Annotated in this window: 15 protein-coding genes and 1 pseudogene; 3 read left to right on the forward strand and 13 right to left on the reverse strand. The window is 73.9% G+C overall.

Annotated elements, in window-relative coordinates:
• Positions 1–42 precede the first annotated feature (42 nt).
• From hypE to bdeA, 10 genes and pseudogenes are all read right to left on the reverse strand, one after another.
• A complete protein-coding gene (gene hypE / locus ACZ7L7_RS14645) occupies positions 43–1,113 on the reverse strand; it encodes a hydrogenase expression/formation protein HypE (protein ID WP_285512668.1) in 1,071 nt (356 codons plus the stop codon).
• Entirely contained in the window at positions 1,106–2,248 is a 1,143-nt protein-coding gene (hypD, locus tag ACZ7L7_RS14650) for a hydrogenase formation protein HypD (RefSeq protein WP_453607245.1), read from the reverse strand. The genes hypE and hypD overlap by 8 nt, the downstream gene beginning before the upstream one ends.
• The gene (locus ACZ7L7_RS14655) at positions 2,245–2,562 is read right to left on the reverse strand and encodes a HypC/HybG/HupF family hydrogenase formation chaperone (RefSeq protein WP_285512670.1); all 318 of its coding nucleotides are present in this window, start codon (positions 2,560–2,562) and stop codon (positions 2,245–2,247) included. The genes hypD and ACZ7L7_RS14655 overlap by 4 nt, the downstream gene beginning before the upstream one ends.
• 3 nt (positions 2,563–2,565) lie before the next feature.
• A complete protein-coding gene (hypF, locus tag ACZ7L7_RS14660; RefSeq protein WP_472075985.1) occupies positions 2,566–4,893 on the reverse strand; it encodes a carbamoyltransferase HypF in 2,328 nt (775 codons plus the stop codon).
• Positions 4,890–5,621, reverse strand: a complete 732-nt coding sequence (gene hypB / locus ACZ7L7_RS14665) for a hydrogenase nickel incorporation protein HypB (protein ID WP_285512672.1) — start codon at positions 5,619–5,621, stop codon at positions 4,890–4,892. The genes hypF and hypB overlap by 4 nt, the downstream gene beginning before the upstream one ends.
• Before the next feature lie 76 nt (positions 5,622–5,697).
• Positions 5,698–6,282, reverse strand: coding sequence for a hydrogenase maturation protease (locus ACZ7L7_RS14670; RefSeq protein ID WP_472075987.1), 585 nt, complete (start codon positions 6,280–6,282; stop codon positions 5,698–5,700).
• Positions 6,279–7,991 (reverse strand): enoyl-CoA hydratase-related protein, encoded by a 1,713-nt coding sequence (locus ACZ7L7_RS14675; RefSeq protein WP_285512674.1) that lies wholly within the window; start codon positions 7,989–7,991, stop codon positions 6,279–6,281. Before ACZ7L7_RS14675 ends, ACZ7L7_RS14670 begins: the two co-directional genes overlap by 4 nt.
• A 189-nt stretch (positions 7,992–8,180) precedes the next feature.
• Complete coding sequence (locus tag ACZ7L7_RS14680) at positions 8,181–9,452, reverse strand: PucR family transcriptional regulator (RefSeq protein ID WP_285512675.1); 1,272 nt, start codon at positions 9,450–9,452, stop codon at positions 8,181–8,183.
• A gap of 248 nt (positions 9,453–9,700) precedes the next feature.
• A pseudogene (locus ACZ7L7_RS14685) lies at positions 9,701–11,110 on the reverse strand (LuxR C-terminal-related transcriptional regulator); the annotation flags it as partial.
• Positions 11,111–11,239: 129 nt separating this feature from the next.
• Positions 11,240–12,142, reverse strand: a complete 903-nt coding sequence (gene bdeA, locus ACZ7L7_RS14690; RefSeq protein WP_285512676.1) for a bis(hydroxyethyl) terephthalate hydrolase — start codon at positions 12,140–12,142, stop codon at positions 11,240–11,242.
• 235 nt (positions 12,143–12,377) lie between these two features.
• Between bdeA and ACZ7L7_RS14695 the strand changes: the two genes are divergently transcribed.
• Positions 12,378–13,259, forward strand: coding sequence for a Gfo/Idh/MocA family protein (locus tag ACZ7L7_RS14695; RefSeq protein ID WP_285512677.1), 882 nt, complete (start codon positions 12,378–12,380; stop codon positions 13,257–13,259).
• Between the two features lies 1 nt (position 13,260).
• Here the strand turns inward: ACZ7L7_RS14695 and ACZ7L7_RS14700 are convergent, their stop codons facing one another.
• Both ACZ7L7_RS14700 and ACZ7L7_RS14705 read right to left on the reverse strand, forming a co-directional pair.
• The gene (locus ACZ7L7_RS14700; protein WP_285512678.1) at positions 13,261–13,584 is read right to left on the reverse strand and encodes a hypothetical protein; all 324 of its coding nucleotides are present in this window, start codon (positions 13,582–13,584) and stop codon (positions 13,261–13,263) included.
• Between the two features lie 120 nt (positions 13,585–13,704).
• Complete coding sequence (locus ACZ7L7_RS14705) at positions 13,705–14,604, reverse strand: GNAT family N-acetyltransferase (RefSeq protein WP_285512679.1); 900 nt, start codon at positions 14,602–14,604, stop codon at positions 13,705–13,707.
• Positions 14,605–14,835: 231 nt separating this feature from the next.
• Here ACZ7L7_RS14705 and ACZ7L7_RS14710 point away from each other — a divergent pair, with 231 nt between their 5' ends.
• Positions 14,836–15,261 (forward strand): OsmC family protein, encoded by a 426-nt coding sequence (locus tag ACZ7L7_RS14710; RefSeq protein WP_285512680.1) that lies wholly within the window; start codon positions 14,836–14,838, stop codon positions 15,259–15,261.
• Between the two features lie 47 nt (positions 15,262–15,308).
• Positions 15,309–16,235: a GNAT family N-acetyltransferase gene (locus ACZ7L7_RS14715; protein ID WP_285512681.1), complete on the forward strand. Its 927-nt coding sequence runs from the start codon at positions 15,309–15,311 to the stop codon at positions 16,233–16,235.
• Positions 16,236–16,238: 3 nt separating this feature from the next.
• On the opposite strand, the gene ACZ7L7_RS14720 is transcribed toward ACZ7L7_RS14715, so the two are convergent.
• Positions 16,239–17,000 (reverse strand): hypothetical protein, encoded by a 762-nt coding sequence (locus tag ACZ7L7_RS14720; RefSeq protein WP_472075990.1) that lies wholly within the window; start codon positions 16,998–17,000, stop codon positions 16,239–16,241.
• Between the last annotated feature and the right edge of the window lie 205 nt (positions 17,001–17,205).

Below are 17,205 nucleotides of genomic sequence, written 5' to 3' on the forward strand. Positions count from 1 at the left end.
GCAACGGTCCCCGCACAGTGCGGGGACCGTTGTTCCGTGCGGTCAGCAGATGCGCGGCAGCTGCTCCCCCAGCGGCAGGTCCACCACCCGGGTCCCGCCGAGGCCGGTCGCGACCACGACCATGCCGGGGTGCTCGGCGACACACTCCCCGATCACCGCGGCACCGGAGCCCTGCGGGTGGGCGCGCATCGCGGCGAGGACCTCCTCCGCCGCCGACGGGGGCACGAAAGCGACCAGCCGTCCCTCGTTCGCCACGTAGAGCGGGTCAAGGCCGAGGAACCCACAGGCGTTGGCGACCGCGTCGGGCACCGGGATCGACCGCTCCGAAAGCCTCACGCCCGTGCCCGAGGCGCGGGCGATCTCGTTCAGGGAGGCGCCGAGGCCGCCCCGGGTGGGGTCGCGCAGGACGTGGATGTCGGGGGTGACCGCCAGCATCGCCGCCACCAGGTCCGCGAGCGGCGCGGTGTCGCTGGCGATCTCGACGCCGAACTCCAGCCCCTCCCGCACGCTCATGACGGCCACGCCGTGCAGGCCGATCGGCCCGCTGACGATGACGACGTCACCGGGCCGGGCGCGCTGGGGCCGGATGTCCACCCCGGCGGGGACGAGCCCCACGCCGGAGGTGGTGACGTAGACGCCGTCCCCGTGCCCGGACTCGACGACCTTGGTGTCACCGGTGGCGACGACGACCCCCGCCGCCTCGGCCGCCGCCCCCACGGCACGCGCGACCTTCTCGACGACGCTCAGCTCCACACCCTCCTCCAGGACGAAGGCGGCGGAGAGGTACGCGGGCCGGGCGCCGCTCATCGCCAGGTCGTTGACGGTGCCGTTGACCGCGAGGTCGCCCAGGCTGCCGCCGGGGAAGAACAGCGGCCGTACGACGTAGGAGTCGGTGGAGAAGGCGAGCCTCGCGCCGCCGAGGTCGAGGACGGCGGAGTCGGTGAGCGCGGCGAGGGTGGCGTTGCCGTAGGCGGGGGCGAAGACCTGTTCCATCAGCTCGGCGGAGAGGGCGCCGCCCCCGCCGTGCCCCATGACTACGACGGGCTGGTCGCGCAGGGGCGCGGGGCAGGTCCAGCCGGCGGGGTCCACCGTCGGTTCGGCGAGTTCAGACAACGGGGTTCATCTCCTCGGGGACGGCCCCGCCGGCCTGCGCCACCGGGGCGTTCATCCGGCGGTACAGGTAGTAGGCGGCGCAGGCGCCCTCGCTGGAGACCATGGTCGCGCCGAGCGGGGTGCGCGGGGTGCAGGTGGTGCCGAAGGCGGGGCACTCGGTCGGCTTGATGAGCCCTTGCAGCACCTCGCCGCTGCGGCACTCGGCGGGCTCCTCGGTGCGGATGCCGGTGACGTCGAAGCGGTGCTCGGCGTCGTAGGCGCGGAACGCCTCGGTCAGCCGCCAGCCGCTGCGCGGGATCGGGCCGATGCCGCGCCAGTTGCGGTCGGTGACCTCGAAGACCTCCTCGATCATCCGGACCGCGACCGGGTTGCCCTCCTCCCGCACGGCACGCGGATAGGCGTTCTCCACCTGGTGCTCCCCCAGCTCCAGTTGGCGTACCGCCCGCCTGATCCCCTCCAGGATGTCCAGTGGTTCGAAACCGGTGGCCACGATCGGCACCTTGAACCGTTCGGCCAGCTCCGGGTACTCGGCGGTGCCCATCACGCTGCACACATGTCCGGCGGCCAGGAAGCCCTGCACCCGGCAGGCGGGGGAGGTCATGATGGCCTCGATCGCGGGTGGGACCCGGACGTGGGAGACCAGCAGGCTGAAGTTGGTCAGGCCCAGGCGGCGGGCCTGGTGGACGGCCATGGCGTTGGCGGGGGCGGTGGTCTCGAAGCCGATGGCGAAGAAGACCACCTCCCGGTCCGGGTTGCGGCGGGCCAGCTCCAGGGCGTCCAGCGGCGAGTAGACGACGCGGACGTCACCGCCCTCGCCCTTGACGCGGAACAGGTCGCGGTCGGTGCCGGGGACGCGGAGCATGTCGCCGAAGGAACAGAAGATCACGCCGGGGCGGGCGGCGATCTCCAGGGCCTTGTCGATGACGTCCAGCGGGGTGACGCACACCGGGCAGCCGGGGCCGTGGATCAACTCGATCTCTTCGGGAAGCAGTTGGTCGATGCCGTGCCGGATGATGGAGTGGGTCTGCCCGCCGCACACCTCCATCAGGGCCCAGGGGCGGGTGACCGTCGCGCGGATCTCGTCCAGCAGGACCCGCGCCAGGTCGGGGTCGTTGAACTCGTCGATGTACTTCACCGGGCCTCGCCCCCTCGGGGTTCCTCGGCGACCGCGGCGACGCCCGCGTCCCGGGCCGCCTGTTCCCAGGCGTCGCCGAACTCCTCCTCCAGCAGCCCCAGTTCCTCGAAGAGCTTCAGCGAGGCCAGCGCCGACTCCTCGTCCAGGCGCTGGAGCGCGAAACCGACGTGCACGATGACGTACTCACCGACCTTCACATCGGGGACGTAGTCCAGACACGCCTGCTTCTGGACACCGCCGAAGTCGATGATTCCGGTGAGCGGATCGGCCGCGCTGTCAATGGCCACGACCTTGCCGGGCACGGCAAGACACATGGGTCACTCCTTTCCTCGTGGGTGTGCCGCGACCGCCAGCTGGCCGAGGGCCAACCCGCCGTCGTTGGGCGGGACTTCGCGGTGCCGGAGCACCGTGAAGCCGTCGTCGGCCAGCAGCTCCGCGCACTCCGCCTCCAGGAGCGCGTTGGCGAAGACGCCGCCGGTCAGGGCGACGGTCGTCAGGCCGGTGGCGCCGCGTGCGCGTCGGCAGACCTCGTGGACGGCGCGTGCGACCCCGCGGTGGAAGCGGGCGGCGATCAGCGGCGCCGGGGTGCCGGCGCGCAGGTCGCCGAGGACCGAGCGGAGCAGCGGGGCCGGGTCCAGTCCTCGGGGGCCGAGACCGAAGGCGTACGCCGCGCTGTCCGCTCCCCAGGCCGAGGCAGCGGCGGCCTCCAGTTCCAGGGCGGCCTGGGCCTCGTACCCGGCGCGATGGCAGACGCCCGCCAGGGAGGCGACGGCGTCGAAGAGACGGCCCATGCTGGAGGTCGGCACACAGGCCACCTGCCGCTCCAACTGCCTTTCCAGCAATGCCAGTTCGTCCGGTGCGCAGGCGCGGACGCTGGGCAGGTCCGGGTTCCGGGGCAGGCCTGCGGCCCACAGCCGGGCCAGTGCCAGGCGGCAGGGGTTGGCCACGCCCGCGTCACCGCCGGGGAGGGGGGCCGGGACCAGGTGGGTGAAGCGCCGGTAGCCGGTGTAGTCGGCGAGCAGCACCTCGCCGCCCCAGACGGTGCCGTCGTCGCCGTAGCCGGTGCCGTCGAAGGCGACGCCGATCACGGGGGTGGTGCCGTCGAGTCCGTGCTCGGTCATGGCGGAGGCGATGTGGGCGTGGTGGTGCTGGACCAGCACCGGCCTGCGGTCCGGCAGTTCGGTGGCGCGACGGTGGGCCCAGCGGGACGAGTGGTAGCCGGGGTGCCGGTCGGCGGCGACGCGCTCGGGGTGCACTCCGGTCAGGCGCCGCAGGTGGGACTCCGCGCGCCGTGCGGCCTCCAGGGTGGTCAGCTCCCCCATGTCACCGATGTGCGGGCCGAACCAGGCCAGGTCGTCCTCGCCGAGGCAGAGCGCGTTCTTCAGGTCGCCGCCCACGGCGAGCGTGGGACGGACCGTGAAGGGCAGACGCAGGGGCCGGGGCACGTATCCACGGGAGCGGCGCAGTACCTGCTCGGTGCCGTCCGCGCGGACCCGGAGCAGGGAGTCGTCGCAGGGCGAGGCGATCGGGCGGTCGTGGACGAGCCAGGCGTCGGCCAGTCCCGCCAGCCGGGTCAGGGCTTCCCCGTCGTCGGTGACGATGGGTTCCCCGGAGCGGTTGCCGCTGGTCATGACCAGGGTGCGCGGGCCGGGCGGATCGCCGGGCAGCCCGAACAGCAGGGTGTGCACAGGGGTGTAGGGCAGCAGCACGCCGAGGTGCGGGCTGCCCGGGCAGACGCCGGGGGCGAGGCGGGAGGGGCGGGGGCGGAGCAGGACGATCGGGCGCCGGGGGCCGGTGAGGGCGGCGCGCTCGGCTTCGGTGATCTCGGCGAGCCGCTCCACGTCGGCGAGTTCGGCGCACATCACCGCGAAGGGCTTGCCACCCCGCTCCTTGCGGACGCGCAGGGTGTCGACGGCGCGCGCGTTCTTAGCGTCGCAGGCCAGGTGGTAGCCGCCGAGCCCCTTGACCGCGAGGATCCGCCCGTCGGCCAGCAGCATGCGGGCCGCCGCGAGGGCGTCGGCGTCCCGGGCGGGCTCAATGCCACTGCCGGGGGCGGGGACCAGGCTCAGCCGGGGGCCGCAGTCGGGGCAGGCGACGGGCTGGGCGTGAAACCTGCGGTCGCCGGGGTCGCCGTACTCGCGGGCACAACGGGGGCACATGGGGAAGCCGGACATCGTCGTGGCCGCGCGGTCGTACGGCATGCCGGTGGCGATGGTGAAGCGGGGCCCGCAGTGGGTGCAGGTGACGAAGGGGTGGCGGTGGCGGCGGTCGGCCGGGGCGGCGAGTTCGCGCAGGCAGTCGGCGCAGGTGGCGGTGTCGGGCGGGAGTTGGGTGCGGCCCGCGGAGCGCTCGGTGGTGCGGATCGTGAAGGCGCCGTCGGTGCCCGTGGGCGGTACGTCCTGCACGCCGAGGCCGGTGACGACGGCGAGCGGTGGCGGCTCGGCGGCCAGGCGGTCGCAGAAGCGGCTCACGCCGTCCGGGGTTCCCTCCACCTCGATGAGCACGCCGTAGTCGGTGTTGCTCACGAAGCCGGACAGCGTCAGGTCGGTGGCCAGGCGGTGCACGTGCGGGCGGAAGCCGACGCCCTGCACGGTGCCCCGCACGACGACGCGACGGCGTACCGCCCCGGTGGTGGTCGCCGTCACGAGACGTGGTCGGCGGTGAGGCCCGGGTGCGGGTGGGGTGCGAGGGGCGGCCGGTGGACCGGGGCCCCGTCGCGTACGGCGAGCACGCGCTCCAGGACGGTGTCGACGCCTTCGCCGGTACGCGCGCACGACCGTACGATCTCCACGCCCGGATTGACCCGCTGGACGTACGACTCGAAGGCCGCCGCGTCGAAGTCGGCGGGTTCGGCCAGGTCGGTCTTGGTGAGCACGACCAGGTGGGCGGAGCCGAAGGCGGTGGGGTACTTCAGCGGCTTGTCGGCACCCTCGGTCACGGCCATCAGCGCGATCCGCAGGCTCTCGCCGAGGTCGTAGGAGGCCGGGCAGACGAGATTGCCGACGTTCTCGACGAAGAGGACGGAGGTGTCCGGGGGCAGCCAGTCCTCCACGTGGCCGCGCAGTTGCCGCGCCTCCAGGTGGCACAGGCCGTCGGTGAGGAGCTGTTTCACCGGGGCGCCGGAGCGGGCGAGCCTGGTGGCGTCGTTCTCGGTGGCGAGGTCGGCGGTGAGGGCGGCCACGGGGACGCCCCGTTCCACCGCGCGGGCCAGCACCCGGCCGAGCAGTTCGGTCTTGCCGCTGCCCGGGCTGGACAGCAGGTTGACCACGCTCACCCCGCGCAGTGCGAGGTCCGCGCGCAGGCGCGCGGCCAGGCCGTCGTTCTTCGCCAGGACGGCCTGGGTGGCGTGGGTGACGTCCTCGGACTCGCACATGGGCGGGGGCTCCTCACGATGGACACACGGATGACACGTTGAACAAACGGATGAACCGGGACAAAAGGCGTCCCGGTCACCGATCCTCGACGCCCCCGCCCGGCGAAGCGGCGAGCCCGGCCGCTGAGCCGTGGGCGGATTCCTCCGGGCGGCTCAACCGGGGGGTGGCCGCCGGGTCGGCGAGCAGGGCCGGGACCAAGGCGTGCAGGGCGTCGACAGCCCGGTCGACCGCGTCCGCCACGGGCGCGCTGATGCCGGGGAGGATGTCCTCGTCGCCGCGCGGCCGTTCCTGGGGTTCACAGGCGAGGACCAGGACGCGCGGCAGCGGTCCGTGACCGAGGTGGGCGGCCAGGGCCAGTACCTTCGCCGGGTCCATGCCGTGCGCCTCGGGCGGGGCGGCGGGGCCGGGGCCGTCCGGGAGGTCGGGCTCGATGACGGAGAGGGTGCCGGGCGTCTGGCCCCGTTCGGCCGCGTCGACCAGTACGGCGACGTCGTAGCCCTCCAGGAGTTCGTACGCCAGGTCCAGGCCGCGGATGCCGAAGTCCCGGGCCCGCGCCTCGGGCGGCAGCGGACGGCGCTCCAGGGCGCGTAGGACCTCGGGGCCGAAGGCGTCGTCGCCCAGGAAGATGTTGCCGACCCCGGCCACCAGCAGCCGGGTCACAGCGCGCCGCCGCTCAGCGGCCGGGCCGGGCCTCCGGGCTGCTTGCGTACGAACGCGGAGCGCAGGGCGTGGTACGGGGCCGTCGGGTCGAAGAACACGGCGCGCATCCGGGCGAGTTCGGCGCGCCGGTGGTCGGTGAGCGGACGGCGTTCCTCGTCCGCCCGCCGTGCCGCGGCCTTCGCGGCGATGCGCCGCGCGAGGTCCGGGTCCCCGGCGAGGGCGATGGCCCTGCGCTCGGTCTCGGCGGTGAACTCGTGCGCCGCGACAGGGACGAGCCGGTCCACCAGGCCGATGCGGGCCCCGGTGGCGGCACTCACGGGCAGCGCCTCGTCGGTCAGCCGCCGGGCCGTCTGCGCACCGACGCGGCGCGGCAGCGAGTAGGTCCAGAACTCCGAGCCGTACAGGCCCATCCGCCGGTAGTGCGGGTTGAGGACGGCGCCGGTGCGGCACCACACCTCGTCGGCGGCGAGCGCGAGCATCAGGCCGCCCGCCGCCGCGTTGCCGCCGAGGGCGGCCACCACCAGCCGGTCGGTGGTGCGCAGGACCGCCTCCACCAGGTCGTCCATGGCGTGCAGGTTGGCCCAGGACTCGCCGGCCGGGTCGGAGGCGGCCTCGATGACGTTCAGGTGGATGCCGTTGGAGAAGAAGTCGCGTGTGCCGCCGAGGACGAGGACCGAGGTGGGGCGGGTGAGCGCGTACCGGTAGGCGGCGAGGAGTCTGCGGCACTGGTCGGTGCTCATCGCCCCGGACGGGAAGGAGAAGCTCAGGAAGCCGGTGTCGGCGAGCTGCCGGTAGCGGATGTCGGTCCAGGTCCGTCGGTCGGGCGGCAGTTCGAGCGGGGCGGGCTCGTCCGGGAGGCGGTCGCGGGCGGGGGCGCCGGCGGTGAAGGCGGCGAGCACGTCGGCCGCCGGGCGGCGGAAGGGGGCGGGGTCACCGGATTTCTTGCGGGGGCGCAGCTCCGGGATCCACACGGCACCGTCGCGGGTGGCCCGGCAGACGGCGCCCGCGCGAGTGGCGAGCAGTTCGCCGGGGCGGCCGCGCAGCCGGTCCTCGGGGTGTCCGCCGTGCAGGAACACCTCCCGGCCGAGGAGTTCGTCGAGGACGCCGGGCTGCGAGTCGCCGCCGCGCAGCTTGCGGAGCACCACGTGCGTGCTGTCCCTCTCCCAGTCGATCCGCCGCCGGTCCTGCCGGAAGGCGTCGCGCCACACCACGGGGATCCGCGGATCGCTCTGCGGGCGCGGCTTGAACGCGCCCTCGGCGTAACGCCGTACGGCGGTCCGGACGGCCGCCAGGGCCGCGTCGGCGGCCTCGCCCCGGTACAGGTCGCTCTTGCCGACCGGCGGCACCGGGAAGGTCTCGCTCGCCCAGACGGGGCCCGCGTCCATGGCGGCCTCGGCCTGCAGGACGGTCACTCCCCACTGGGGCGCTTCCTCGGCGATCGCCCAGTCCAGGGCGGACGGTCCGCGGTCGCCGGGCGGTCCGGGGTGCACGATCAGGCAGGTGTACTCCCGCCATACGTCCTCGGGGAGCGCGCTCTTCAGCATCGGGGCGAGGATCAGCTCCGGGCCCAGCTCGCGGGCCGCGGCGCGCACCGCGTCGGGGCCGTGGGAGGCGAGGACGACGTCCACCCGGTGCCCGAGGTCGGACAGTTCGGCGTGCACCCGCTGGGACAGGCTGTTGAACGCGCTGGCGACAAGCAAGATGTCCATGACGCGGGATGCTCGCCGCTTTCCGGGGGGCAGGGAAGAATCCTTACGGCGTTTCGCCGGGGTCCGACCGGTCCTTGCTCCATCCGGACTGTTTTTGCGTCATCGGTGCCGCAACCGGTCTCGCGTCATCGGCACCCCGACCGCTCCCGCGTCATCGGCGCCGCACCCCCTCTCGTGTCGTCCGTACCGCTAACCGCGCAGGAGCCGCCGCGCGGTCAGGGCCAGGCTGATCTCCACCACGTCCAGCGGGCGGGCCAGTGAGCGGCCGGTCAGCTGCTCGCAGCGCCTGAGGCGGTTGAGGACCGTGTTGCGGTGGCAGTACAGGCGCTCGCCCGCGCGCTGGGCGGAGCCGTCGCAGGACAGCCAGGCGGACAGGGTGTCCAGCAGGACGTCCCGGTCGGCCGGTTCCAGCCGGAGCAGCGGCCCGAGCACCTGGTCGGCGAGGGTCGCGCCGAGTTCGGGGCAGGAGACGACGAGGGCCTCGGGCAGATGCTCGGTCAGCCGGATCGTGCCGCCGGCCGGCGGGCACATGCTCAGCGCCAGGTCGGCCATGCGGCGGGCGTCGCCGACCGCGGCCAGGCCCGTCACCACGTTGCCGATGCCGGCCTTGACGCCCGGGACGGTCGGCTCCAGGCCCTCCAGCGGGTCGCCGTCGCCCCCCGGGTCCTCGTCACCGACCAGGACGATGCCGTGGTCCACTTCCCCTCCTGAGTGCCAGTGCACACGGGTGCCGGGCGGTACGACGACGGCGCGGGCGCCCGCGGGCCGTCCACCGGCGATCGCGACGACCAGGTACCGGCCGTGCTCGGGCAGGCCGAGGCCCTCGGCGGTCTCGGGCAGGTCAGCGATCCGGCTGGTGCCGTCGAGGAGCGCGGCGGCCAGCAGCCGTACCCGGTTCTCGCGCCGCCAGGCCAGCTGCCGCTCGGTCTGCCGGTAGGCGTCGGCCACGAGGGTGCAGTGCTCGTCGACGAAGTTCCACATGTCGGTCGCCACATGGACCAGCAGCCGGACGTCCTCGGGCGCCGTGCGGGAGGTCTCCTCCACCAGCCGCTGCCAGACCAGGGAGCCGCCGAGCCGGAAGGCGTGCAGCAGGGCGTCCAGCGGCAGCCCCTGCTCGGCCCGGCGCACCCCGATCTGCCACGAGCAGCGCCGGGCCGCGTCCCGGGTACCGCGCGGGTCGATCAGCGACTGCACGCTGTGCCGCAGGGAGCGGTGGACCTCCTGCCAGGTACCGGCGTAGTCGGTCTCCAGGGCGGTGCGGTAGGCGGCTTCCTGGTCCCGGACGAGGGCTACCAGCCGGTCGGTGAGATCCGGCAGGCCGTCGAGCAGGACCCGGGCGGCCCGGTGCAGCACCCGCAGGGCGTCGGCGTCGATCAGCGACCGCCTGCGCCCGGTCCGCGGCTGCGGAACGGGCGCCGGTCCGGTGCGGATGCTCGCGTGGGTCCGTACGGCAGGATGCATCGCGGTCCTCCCACAACCTCGGCCTCCCGGCGCCGCGCCCGTGCCGGGAGACACAGTGGTGTCCGGTCGCCCGCGTCGCCCGTACGGCGGCGGCGGCCGCCCGACTCGTCCTGCCCCGCAGGATGACATACCGTCCGGTCGGTCCCTAGGGTTCTGCACCGCTCTTTTTCCACCGGGCCCGCTCAGAAGATGCCCTCCGCCCCTCCCCGCGGCCTCCTCCCGGCCCGCCGGGTGACGCGTACCGCGGGTCACCGGCCGCCCTGCCGCTGCACCATCCGGGCCAGCTCCATCCGGGAGCGCACGCCGAGCGCGGCGAAGACATTGCGCAGGTGGTAGTCGACGGTGCGGGTGCTCACCGCGAGGCGCAGCGCGACCTCCCGATTGGTGGCGCCCTCGGCGACATGGCGGGCGATGCGCAGCTGCTGCGGGGTGAGCCGGGCCAGCTCCCCGGGGCCGTCCGCCCGCCCGGCGGCCCCGTGCGCCCGCAGTTCCCCGCGCGCCTGTTCCGCCCACGCCCGCGCCCCGCACCGCTCGAACCCGACCAGCGCCGCCCCCAGCCTGGTCCGGGCCTCCCGCAGCCGCCGTCGGCGGCGCAGCCATTTGCCGTGCAGCAGTTCGGTGCGGGCCCGCTCGAAGTCCCCTCCTTCGGCGTCGTGCCGGTCCAGCGCCTGCCGGTACAGCTCGTCGGCGCGGTCCGCGGGGGCGAGCAGCGCGCGGCAGCGGGCGAGCTGGGCGGGCGCGTGCGGGTCGGCGCCGAAGGCCGCCCAGCGGGCGAAGTCCGGCACAACCGCCCGCGCGTCCTCGGGCCGCCCGGCGAGCACGGCGGCCTCCACGAAGCAGGGGACCGCCAGCATCCAGACGGCGAAGTGACCGCGCCGCACTCCGGGCAGAACCAGCGGGCCGAGCCGGTCGACGGCGTCCAGGGGGCGGCCGCGGGCGAGGTCGGTACGGGCCAGGGCCCACTCCGCGAGCGTCGCGGCCTGGGCGAGGCCGTGCCGGCGGGCCGTGGCGAGCGCGGCCGTCGCGTGGGCCTCGACGGTGGCCCGCTGACCCGTGATGGACGCGGCCAGGGCCAGCATCGCGGTGTGGTGGGCCGCGGTGTTGCGGCGTCCGGCCCGGTGCGCGGCCCGTACGCCGTCCTCGGCGTGGGCGCGCGCCTGGGCATGGCGTCCCGCGCGCAGTTCGGCGTAGGCGAGGTACTCCAGGGCCCGCGACTTCAGTGCGGCGGAGTCCAGGTCGCGGGCCGCGGCCAGGGCGCGGGCTCCTGCCCGGCGAGCGACCACGACATCGCCGAGCAGGAGGGCCGCGGCGGCGGACCGCAGCAGGTGCTCGGGCCGGTCGCCGGGGTGGGCGAGGACCCGGCGCAGGGGTTCCACCGCGTGCTCGGGGCGCTGTTCCAGCAGGGCGCGCATGCCGGAGCGGTAGTCCCCGGTGACCCCGGGGCGGTCCGTGTCCGGTCCGCCGAGCGCCCTGAGGCATCCGGTCCGGTCTCCCGCGGCCCAGGCGGCGTCGGCCGCGGCGAGCCGGGCGGCCTCGGCCTGCTCCGGATCCTCGGCGGCCAGCAGCGCGGCCGCCCACAGCAGGGTCTCCCGGGCGTCGTCGACCGGGCCGTCACCCAACTGCTCGCGTCCACGCGCCAGTTCGGCCCGCCCCCGGTCCGCCCGTGTGCTCGTGTCACCGGTCATTCCCGTGAGACTACTGACCCGTCAGTAAAGTCGCGCTGCCGTAGCGGGACGGCTGTGCCGCCGCCCAGGGTTTCCGGGCGGCGGCCGTGCGGGGGCACAACGTCAGCCGGTGTGCGGGCAGTTGCCCCGGTACTCCTCGATGGTCGCGCTCGGCCGGGGCAGCGGGCAGAGGAACTGCTCGTAGCGGGTGTCGTTGTCGATGAACCGCTTGAGCCAGGAGATGCTGTACTTCGCGATCGTCGTGTTCGACGAGTTGGGCGTGAAGTGGGTGGCGCCGTTGAGCTCCAGATAGGCCCGGTCCAGTCCGGACGGCAGGCTGCCGTAGAAGGGCTCGGCGTGGCCGGCGACCGGGGCGATGGTGTCGCCGTCGGCGCCGATGATCAGGGTGGGTGTGCGCAGTTCGGGCCAGGTCTTGTCGGTGTTCCACGGGGTGAGCGGGATCGCCGCCTGAAGCGCGGGCCGGGACTTGGCGGCCTCCAGGCTGCCGCCCCCGCCCATGGAGTGGCCCATGACGCCGAGCCGACTGCTGTCGATCCGTCCGCGCACCGAGCTGCGCTCGGTCAAGTAGTCGAGCGCGGCGAGCAGTTGGCGGCCCCGGGAGTCGGGCTGGTCGAGGGTGGTGAGGGTGTCGATGGTGAACACCACAAAGCCTTGGGAGGCCAGGCGCGGGCCCAGCCAGGCGATCGAGGACTCGTAGGCGGTGAAGCCGGGTGAGATCGCCACCGCCCCGAAGGTGCCGTCGCTCGTGGTCGTCGGGTAGTAGATGGTGCCGCCGCCGAAGCCGGTGACGGAGAGCGAGGAGACCGAGGTCTGGGAGACGGCGTAGGGGCCGCGGGCCGCCTCGATACTGCTGGTGGTGGGTGCGGGGCCGCGTTCGTAGGGGTTGTCCGCCGCGTGGGCGCCGGGACCGGCCAGGCCGGCCAGTCCGAGGAGCGCGGCGAGGGCCGCGGCGGCTCCGGCGAGCCGGCCGGCCCTTCGGGGCCGGGTGTGGGGGTGGACCTGCACGACGAGTCGTCCTCTCTGTCGTGGCGCACGGGCGGCGCGGGGACACCGCGCCACCGGGCACCGCCGTGGTTGGCGGTGCCACTGTGAGTGCGGGGTCCGGGCCCGGGGACCGGCAAAGTCACCGGTCTTGTGGAGCGGTCTCGTCCGTGCCGCGCCGGGGCCCGGGTTGCCCGGGCCCGGGGCCGGTGTGAAACGCTCGATGGCATCCGTTACGGCAGCGTGGAGAGGCGACGGTATGCGCATCGGACTGCTCGGCACCGGCCCGTGGGCGCAGATGGCCCACGCCCCCGCTCTCGAACAGCACCCGGAGGTGGACTTCGTCGGCGTGTGGGGCCGCCGCGCGGACGCGGCGAAGGAACTCGCCGGACGGCACGGCGCCCGGCCCTACGACGACATCGACGCCCTGCTCGCCGAGGTGGACGCGGTCGCCGTGGCCCTGCCGCCGTCGGTGCAGGCGGAGCTGGCGGTACGGGCCGCGCGGGCCGGGTGCCATCTGCTCCTGGACAAGCCGCTGGCGACGACCGTCGACCAGGGGCGGGCGGTTGCTGAGGCCGCCGCGGAGTCCGGGGTGGCGTCCGTGGTGTTCTTCACCACCCGGTTCCTGCCGGAGACCGAGGAGTGGATCGCCGAACAGGCCGCGGCGGGCGGCTGGTTCACCGCCCACGCGCAGTGGCTGGGCTCGGTGTTCAGCGGCGGCGACAGCCCGTTCGCGAACTCGCCGTGGCGGCGGGAGAAGGGCGCGCTGTGGGACGTGGGCCCGCACGCCCTGTCGGTGCTGCTGCCGGTACTCGGCGAGGTGCGGCGGGTGGCCGCCGCCGCGCCCGGCCCCCGGGACACCGCGCACCTGGTCCTGGAGCACACCGCCGGCGCGTCCAGCACGCTGACGCTGAGCCTGACGGCCCCGGCCGAGGCCGCCGGGACCGCCGTGGAACTGCGCGGCGAGCACGGCGTGACCCGGTTGCCGACCGCCGCGCCGGGTGTCGTACCGGCCTTCCAGCGGGCGGCGGACGCCCTGATCGCCGCCGTGCGCACGGGGCGTCCGCATCCGTGCGACGCGGCGTTCGCGCTGCGGGTCACCGAGATCCTCGCCGAGGCGGAGGGTCTGCTGGAGGGCTGAGTCAGTCCTCGAAGGGTTCGTCGCTCCACCGGAACCAGGCCCGGTCGCCGTCGATGTGCAGCAGGAACTCGGCGACCGGCCCGTCCGGGGAGGAGAGGGAGACCCGGCGCTCGATCTCGGCGTACGCCGCCTCCCACTCCTCGACGTGCCCGTCGATCCCGTCCAGCAGGGCGAGTTCGCGGGCGAACAACTCACGTACGGAGGCATAGCCGGGCCCCGGGGTGAAGTGCCCGTGCAGCCAGGGGAAGTCGGCCTCCTCGACGCGGATCTCCCCCACCGGCCCGTCCGCGCCGCGGACCTGCCACACCTCTCCCTGGAACCCCACCGTGCCTCCGTACGCCGTCACTGCCAGTGCCCGGTCAGCATCGCACCCGGCACTGACATTGCTGCCGATACTCAGGTTCCGGTGGTCGTGGCTCGGGCACCGACCGACACAGCGGCCGCCCTACGAGGTCACGCCCGGGATGTGGAAGTCGATCCGCTCGCGGACCACCGGGTGTCCGGCCTTGGTGAAGTTCGCGGCCATCGGGAAGTTGCCCTGGTCGGTGGCGCCGCCGATGAACTCGGCACCCTGCTCGGCGAGGAAGCGGGTGCACTCCACGAGCAGGTCGTAGGCGTAGCCGCGGCCGCGGTGCTCCGGTACCACACCGATGAAGCCGATGACGGGCGCGGTCTGGTTGCGGGCCGGGATGTGGATGCCCACCAGGTCGCCCTCCGGCGTGCGCGCGATCTGCCACCACTCGCGCGGGGAGGGGCACCAGTGGAAGAAGTCCAGCTCCTCCTGGGCGGCCTGGTCGAGCCCGCCCTGCTCGATCGCCTTGAGGGCGTGGGCGTCCAGGGTGACGGAGTGGATACGGCGCAGCGCGTCGAAGAACACCGCGTCGTCGGGCTCCGGCTCGAAGACGAGGCGTCCGGGAGACTCGGGGAGCCCGCACTCGGGGGTCCAGCGGTAGATGTAGCGCTCCACGAGGGGTTCGTAGCCCGCGCCGCGGGCGGCGGTGAAGCAGGCCTCGGCGGCGGCGCGTACCTCGGGCCTCTCGCGCCAGCCGGCGGGCAGGTTGAACTCCAGCTCGACCTGCCAGGGGGCGGAGCGCAGGAGTTCGGCTCCCGCTTCCTCCTCCCCCTCGGCGACGTCGAACCAGTTGACGAGCATCGGCTCGGTGGCGTCGGGGCCGCCCCACCAGGCGCCGCGCGCGACGACCTCGCCGTCGCGCAGGGCCACGCGCTTCCATTCGGGGCGGTGCACGGTGGTGCGGTGTGCTTCGGCGGCGCCCAGCGGGTCGGGCAGGGCGTCGAAGAGATGGGCGTCGCTCTCGTCGAGCGCACGGATGACCAGATCGGTCATGGGTGGATTCCTCCGGGATCAAGCTGCGTGGAGCGCTCCCGGCCGGATCACACGAAGCACGCCGGGACGGTGAAGGGAGCGCTGGAGAGGGTGAACTGCACGGCACTCGCCTCCTTCCGTCAGCTCAAGGCGTGATGATCACACCGTAGGGGTTCTTCCTCGGGCGCGTCCAGGGCTTTTACGGCAGGTGCGTTGACGGTTCCGGACCCCGGCGAGGGCTAGGGTCGGCTCATGACCGACTCCACCTTGCGCTCCGTCTCCGTCGAGCGCACCGCCACCGGCCACTTCACCGCGGTCAACGCCGACGGTGACCGACTCGCATTCGGCACCGCGGGTGACGGTTTCACCCCGGTCGAGCTGCTGCTCGCGGCGATCGGCGGCTGCACCATGGCCGATGTCGACGTCGCCACCAGCCGGCACGCCGAACCGGACCGCTTCACCGTCACGGTGACCGGCCACAAGATCAGCGACGAGAACGGCAACCGGATGACCGACCTGGAGGTCACCTTCTCCGTCGCCTTCCCGCAGGGCGAGGGCGGCGACCGGGCCCGCGCCATCCTGCCCCGCGCGATCAAGAGCTCGCACGACCGGCTGTGCACGGTCAGCCGCACGGTCGAGACGGGTACGCCGGTGCGGACGGTCGTCACCGACGCCTGAGCGATAACCATTTGCGAGGGGCGATGGAGTCACCCGACGCTGGCCCCATGTCCTACGCCATACGCCCCGCGCGGCTCTCCGACGCGCCCGCCGTCACCGAGCTGCTGAACCAGGTCGACGTCTTCGAGACCGGCCACCCGGAGACCGATGTGGCCTCCGTCGAGGCCGACCTCAAGCACCCCGAGGTCGACCTCGCGCGGGACTCCTGGCTGGCCTTCGACGGGGACCGGCTGGTGGCCTACGCGCTGGTGTGGGACGAGTCGGGCGGCGAGCGGCTGGACGCCGACCACTATGTACTGCCCGACCACCAGGAGGCCGGGCAGCGGCTGTTCGCGGAGCTGGAGTCCCGCGCCCTGGCCAAGGCGCGGGCCAACGGCGCGTCCCGGGCCGTGGTCCACCTGCACCTGCACAGCAACCCCACACTGGAGACCGAGCTGATCCGCGAGCGGGGCTGGTCCGTGGTCCGCCGCTACCACGTACTGGACCGCCCCGTGGATCCCGCCGTCGACCGCGCCCCAGAACCTCCGGCCGGAGTACGGCTGCGGGCGTGTGCCGACGAGGCGGACCGCAGGCGCGTCCACGCGCTGTACCAAACGTCGTTCGCCGAGCACTTCGACTTCCAGCCGCGTACGTACGAGCAGTGGCTGCACGACGTGGACGCCGGGACGCTGGACTGGTCCCGGGTGTGGATCGCGGGCACCGACGAGCACGGGGACGCGGGCTTCCTCATGTCCCGCAACGACCGTGAGTCCATGGGCTGGATCCGCAGCATCGGCGTCCTGCGGGAGGCGCGCGCCCAGGGGCTCGGGGGCCTGCTGCTGCGGCACGCCTTCGCCGCGTACGCCGCCCTCGGCCGGGACACCGTGGGCCTCGGCGTGGACACCGGCAACACCACGGGCGCGCCCGGCCTGTACGCGCGCAACGGCATGACACTCCGGTACGCCGTGGACACCTGGGAGGCGGTGCTGAGCTGAGGCTCAGTAGGCACGGATGGGGTAGTGCGGGTCCTCCCAGCGGGCGGGGCCGCTGAGTCCGATCAGGCGGGCACGGTGCTGGAGTTCCTCGGAGGCTCCGCACGCGCGCAGGCGGGCCGGGGCGTACCGGGCGAGCCAGGTGGACAGCTCGGTGCGCAGGGCGTCCTCGTCGTCGTGCCAGGTGCTGAAGGGCAGGGCGTCGCCGAGCAGTTCGTACTCCCAGGCTTCGACGGTCAGCGCCAAGTGCCGGTCGGCGACGGGGTGGTGGTGCGTCTCCCAGACGTCCAGCCACGGGGTGAAGGTGCCGGCCGCCTCCGCGCACAGGGCCAGCAGTTCGTGCGCGGGTACGGCGGGGTCCGGGTCCAGGAGAGTGCGGGACCACCAGGCGTGCAGGAACTCCCATACGGCGTCGCTCTGTTGCCCCGGCCACTGGGTCCACTCGCCGCGTGTGAAGGAGGTGCCGACCATGTAGAAGCCGAACATCGGCTCCACCCGTCCGGCGACCAGCTCCCGGGCGAACTGGGGCAGGATGCGGCGCAGGACGGCGCCGTGGTCGTGCCAGTCGGGGGCGTCCCAGGTGCGTCGGAGCAGGTCCGGGTCCAGCTCGACGTCGGGGGTCTTGAGCAGCGCCAGCTCCTCCTCGTCGCCCCAGTGACAGGTGCACTGGGTCTCGTCGCGCCGGGCGGTCATGCCGCGGAAGGTGACGGACAGCGCGTCCAGGGCGCGGTCGAGGCGGAGTCGGGCGGATATGGCGTCGGGGGTCATGGCGCGACCGCCTCACGGGACTCCGGGCGGCTTCCGCCGGCCGAAGATCGCGACTCTACCCCCTTGGCGCACCGCTGTACCACCTTCCTTAAGAGCCCCTTAGTTCGCCCTTAAATCATGGCCGGATTCGGCCGGAGGCTCGATTTCCGTGGGGGACTCGATCATCCTGAGAGCGCTCTCAGACGCGGCCGGCCGTGGGCTTTCT

Source organism: Streptomyces sp. NPDC110618 (assembly GCF_055657065.1).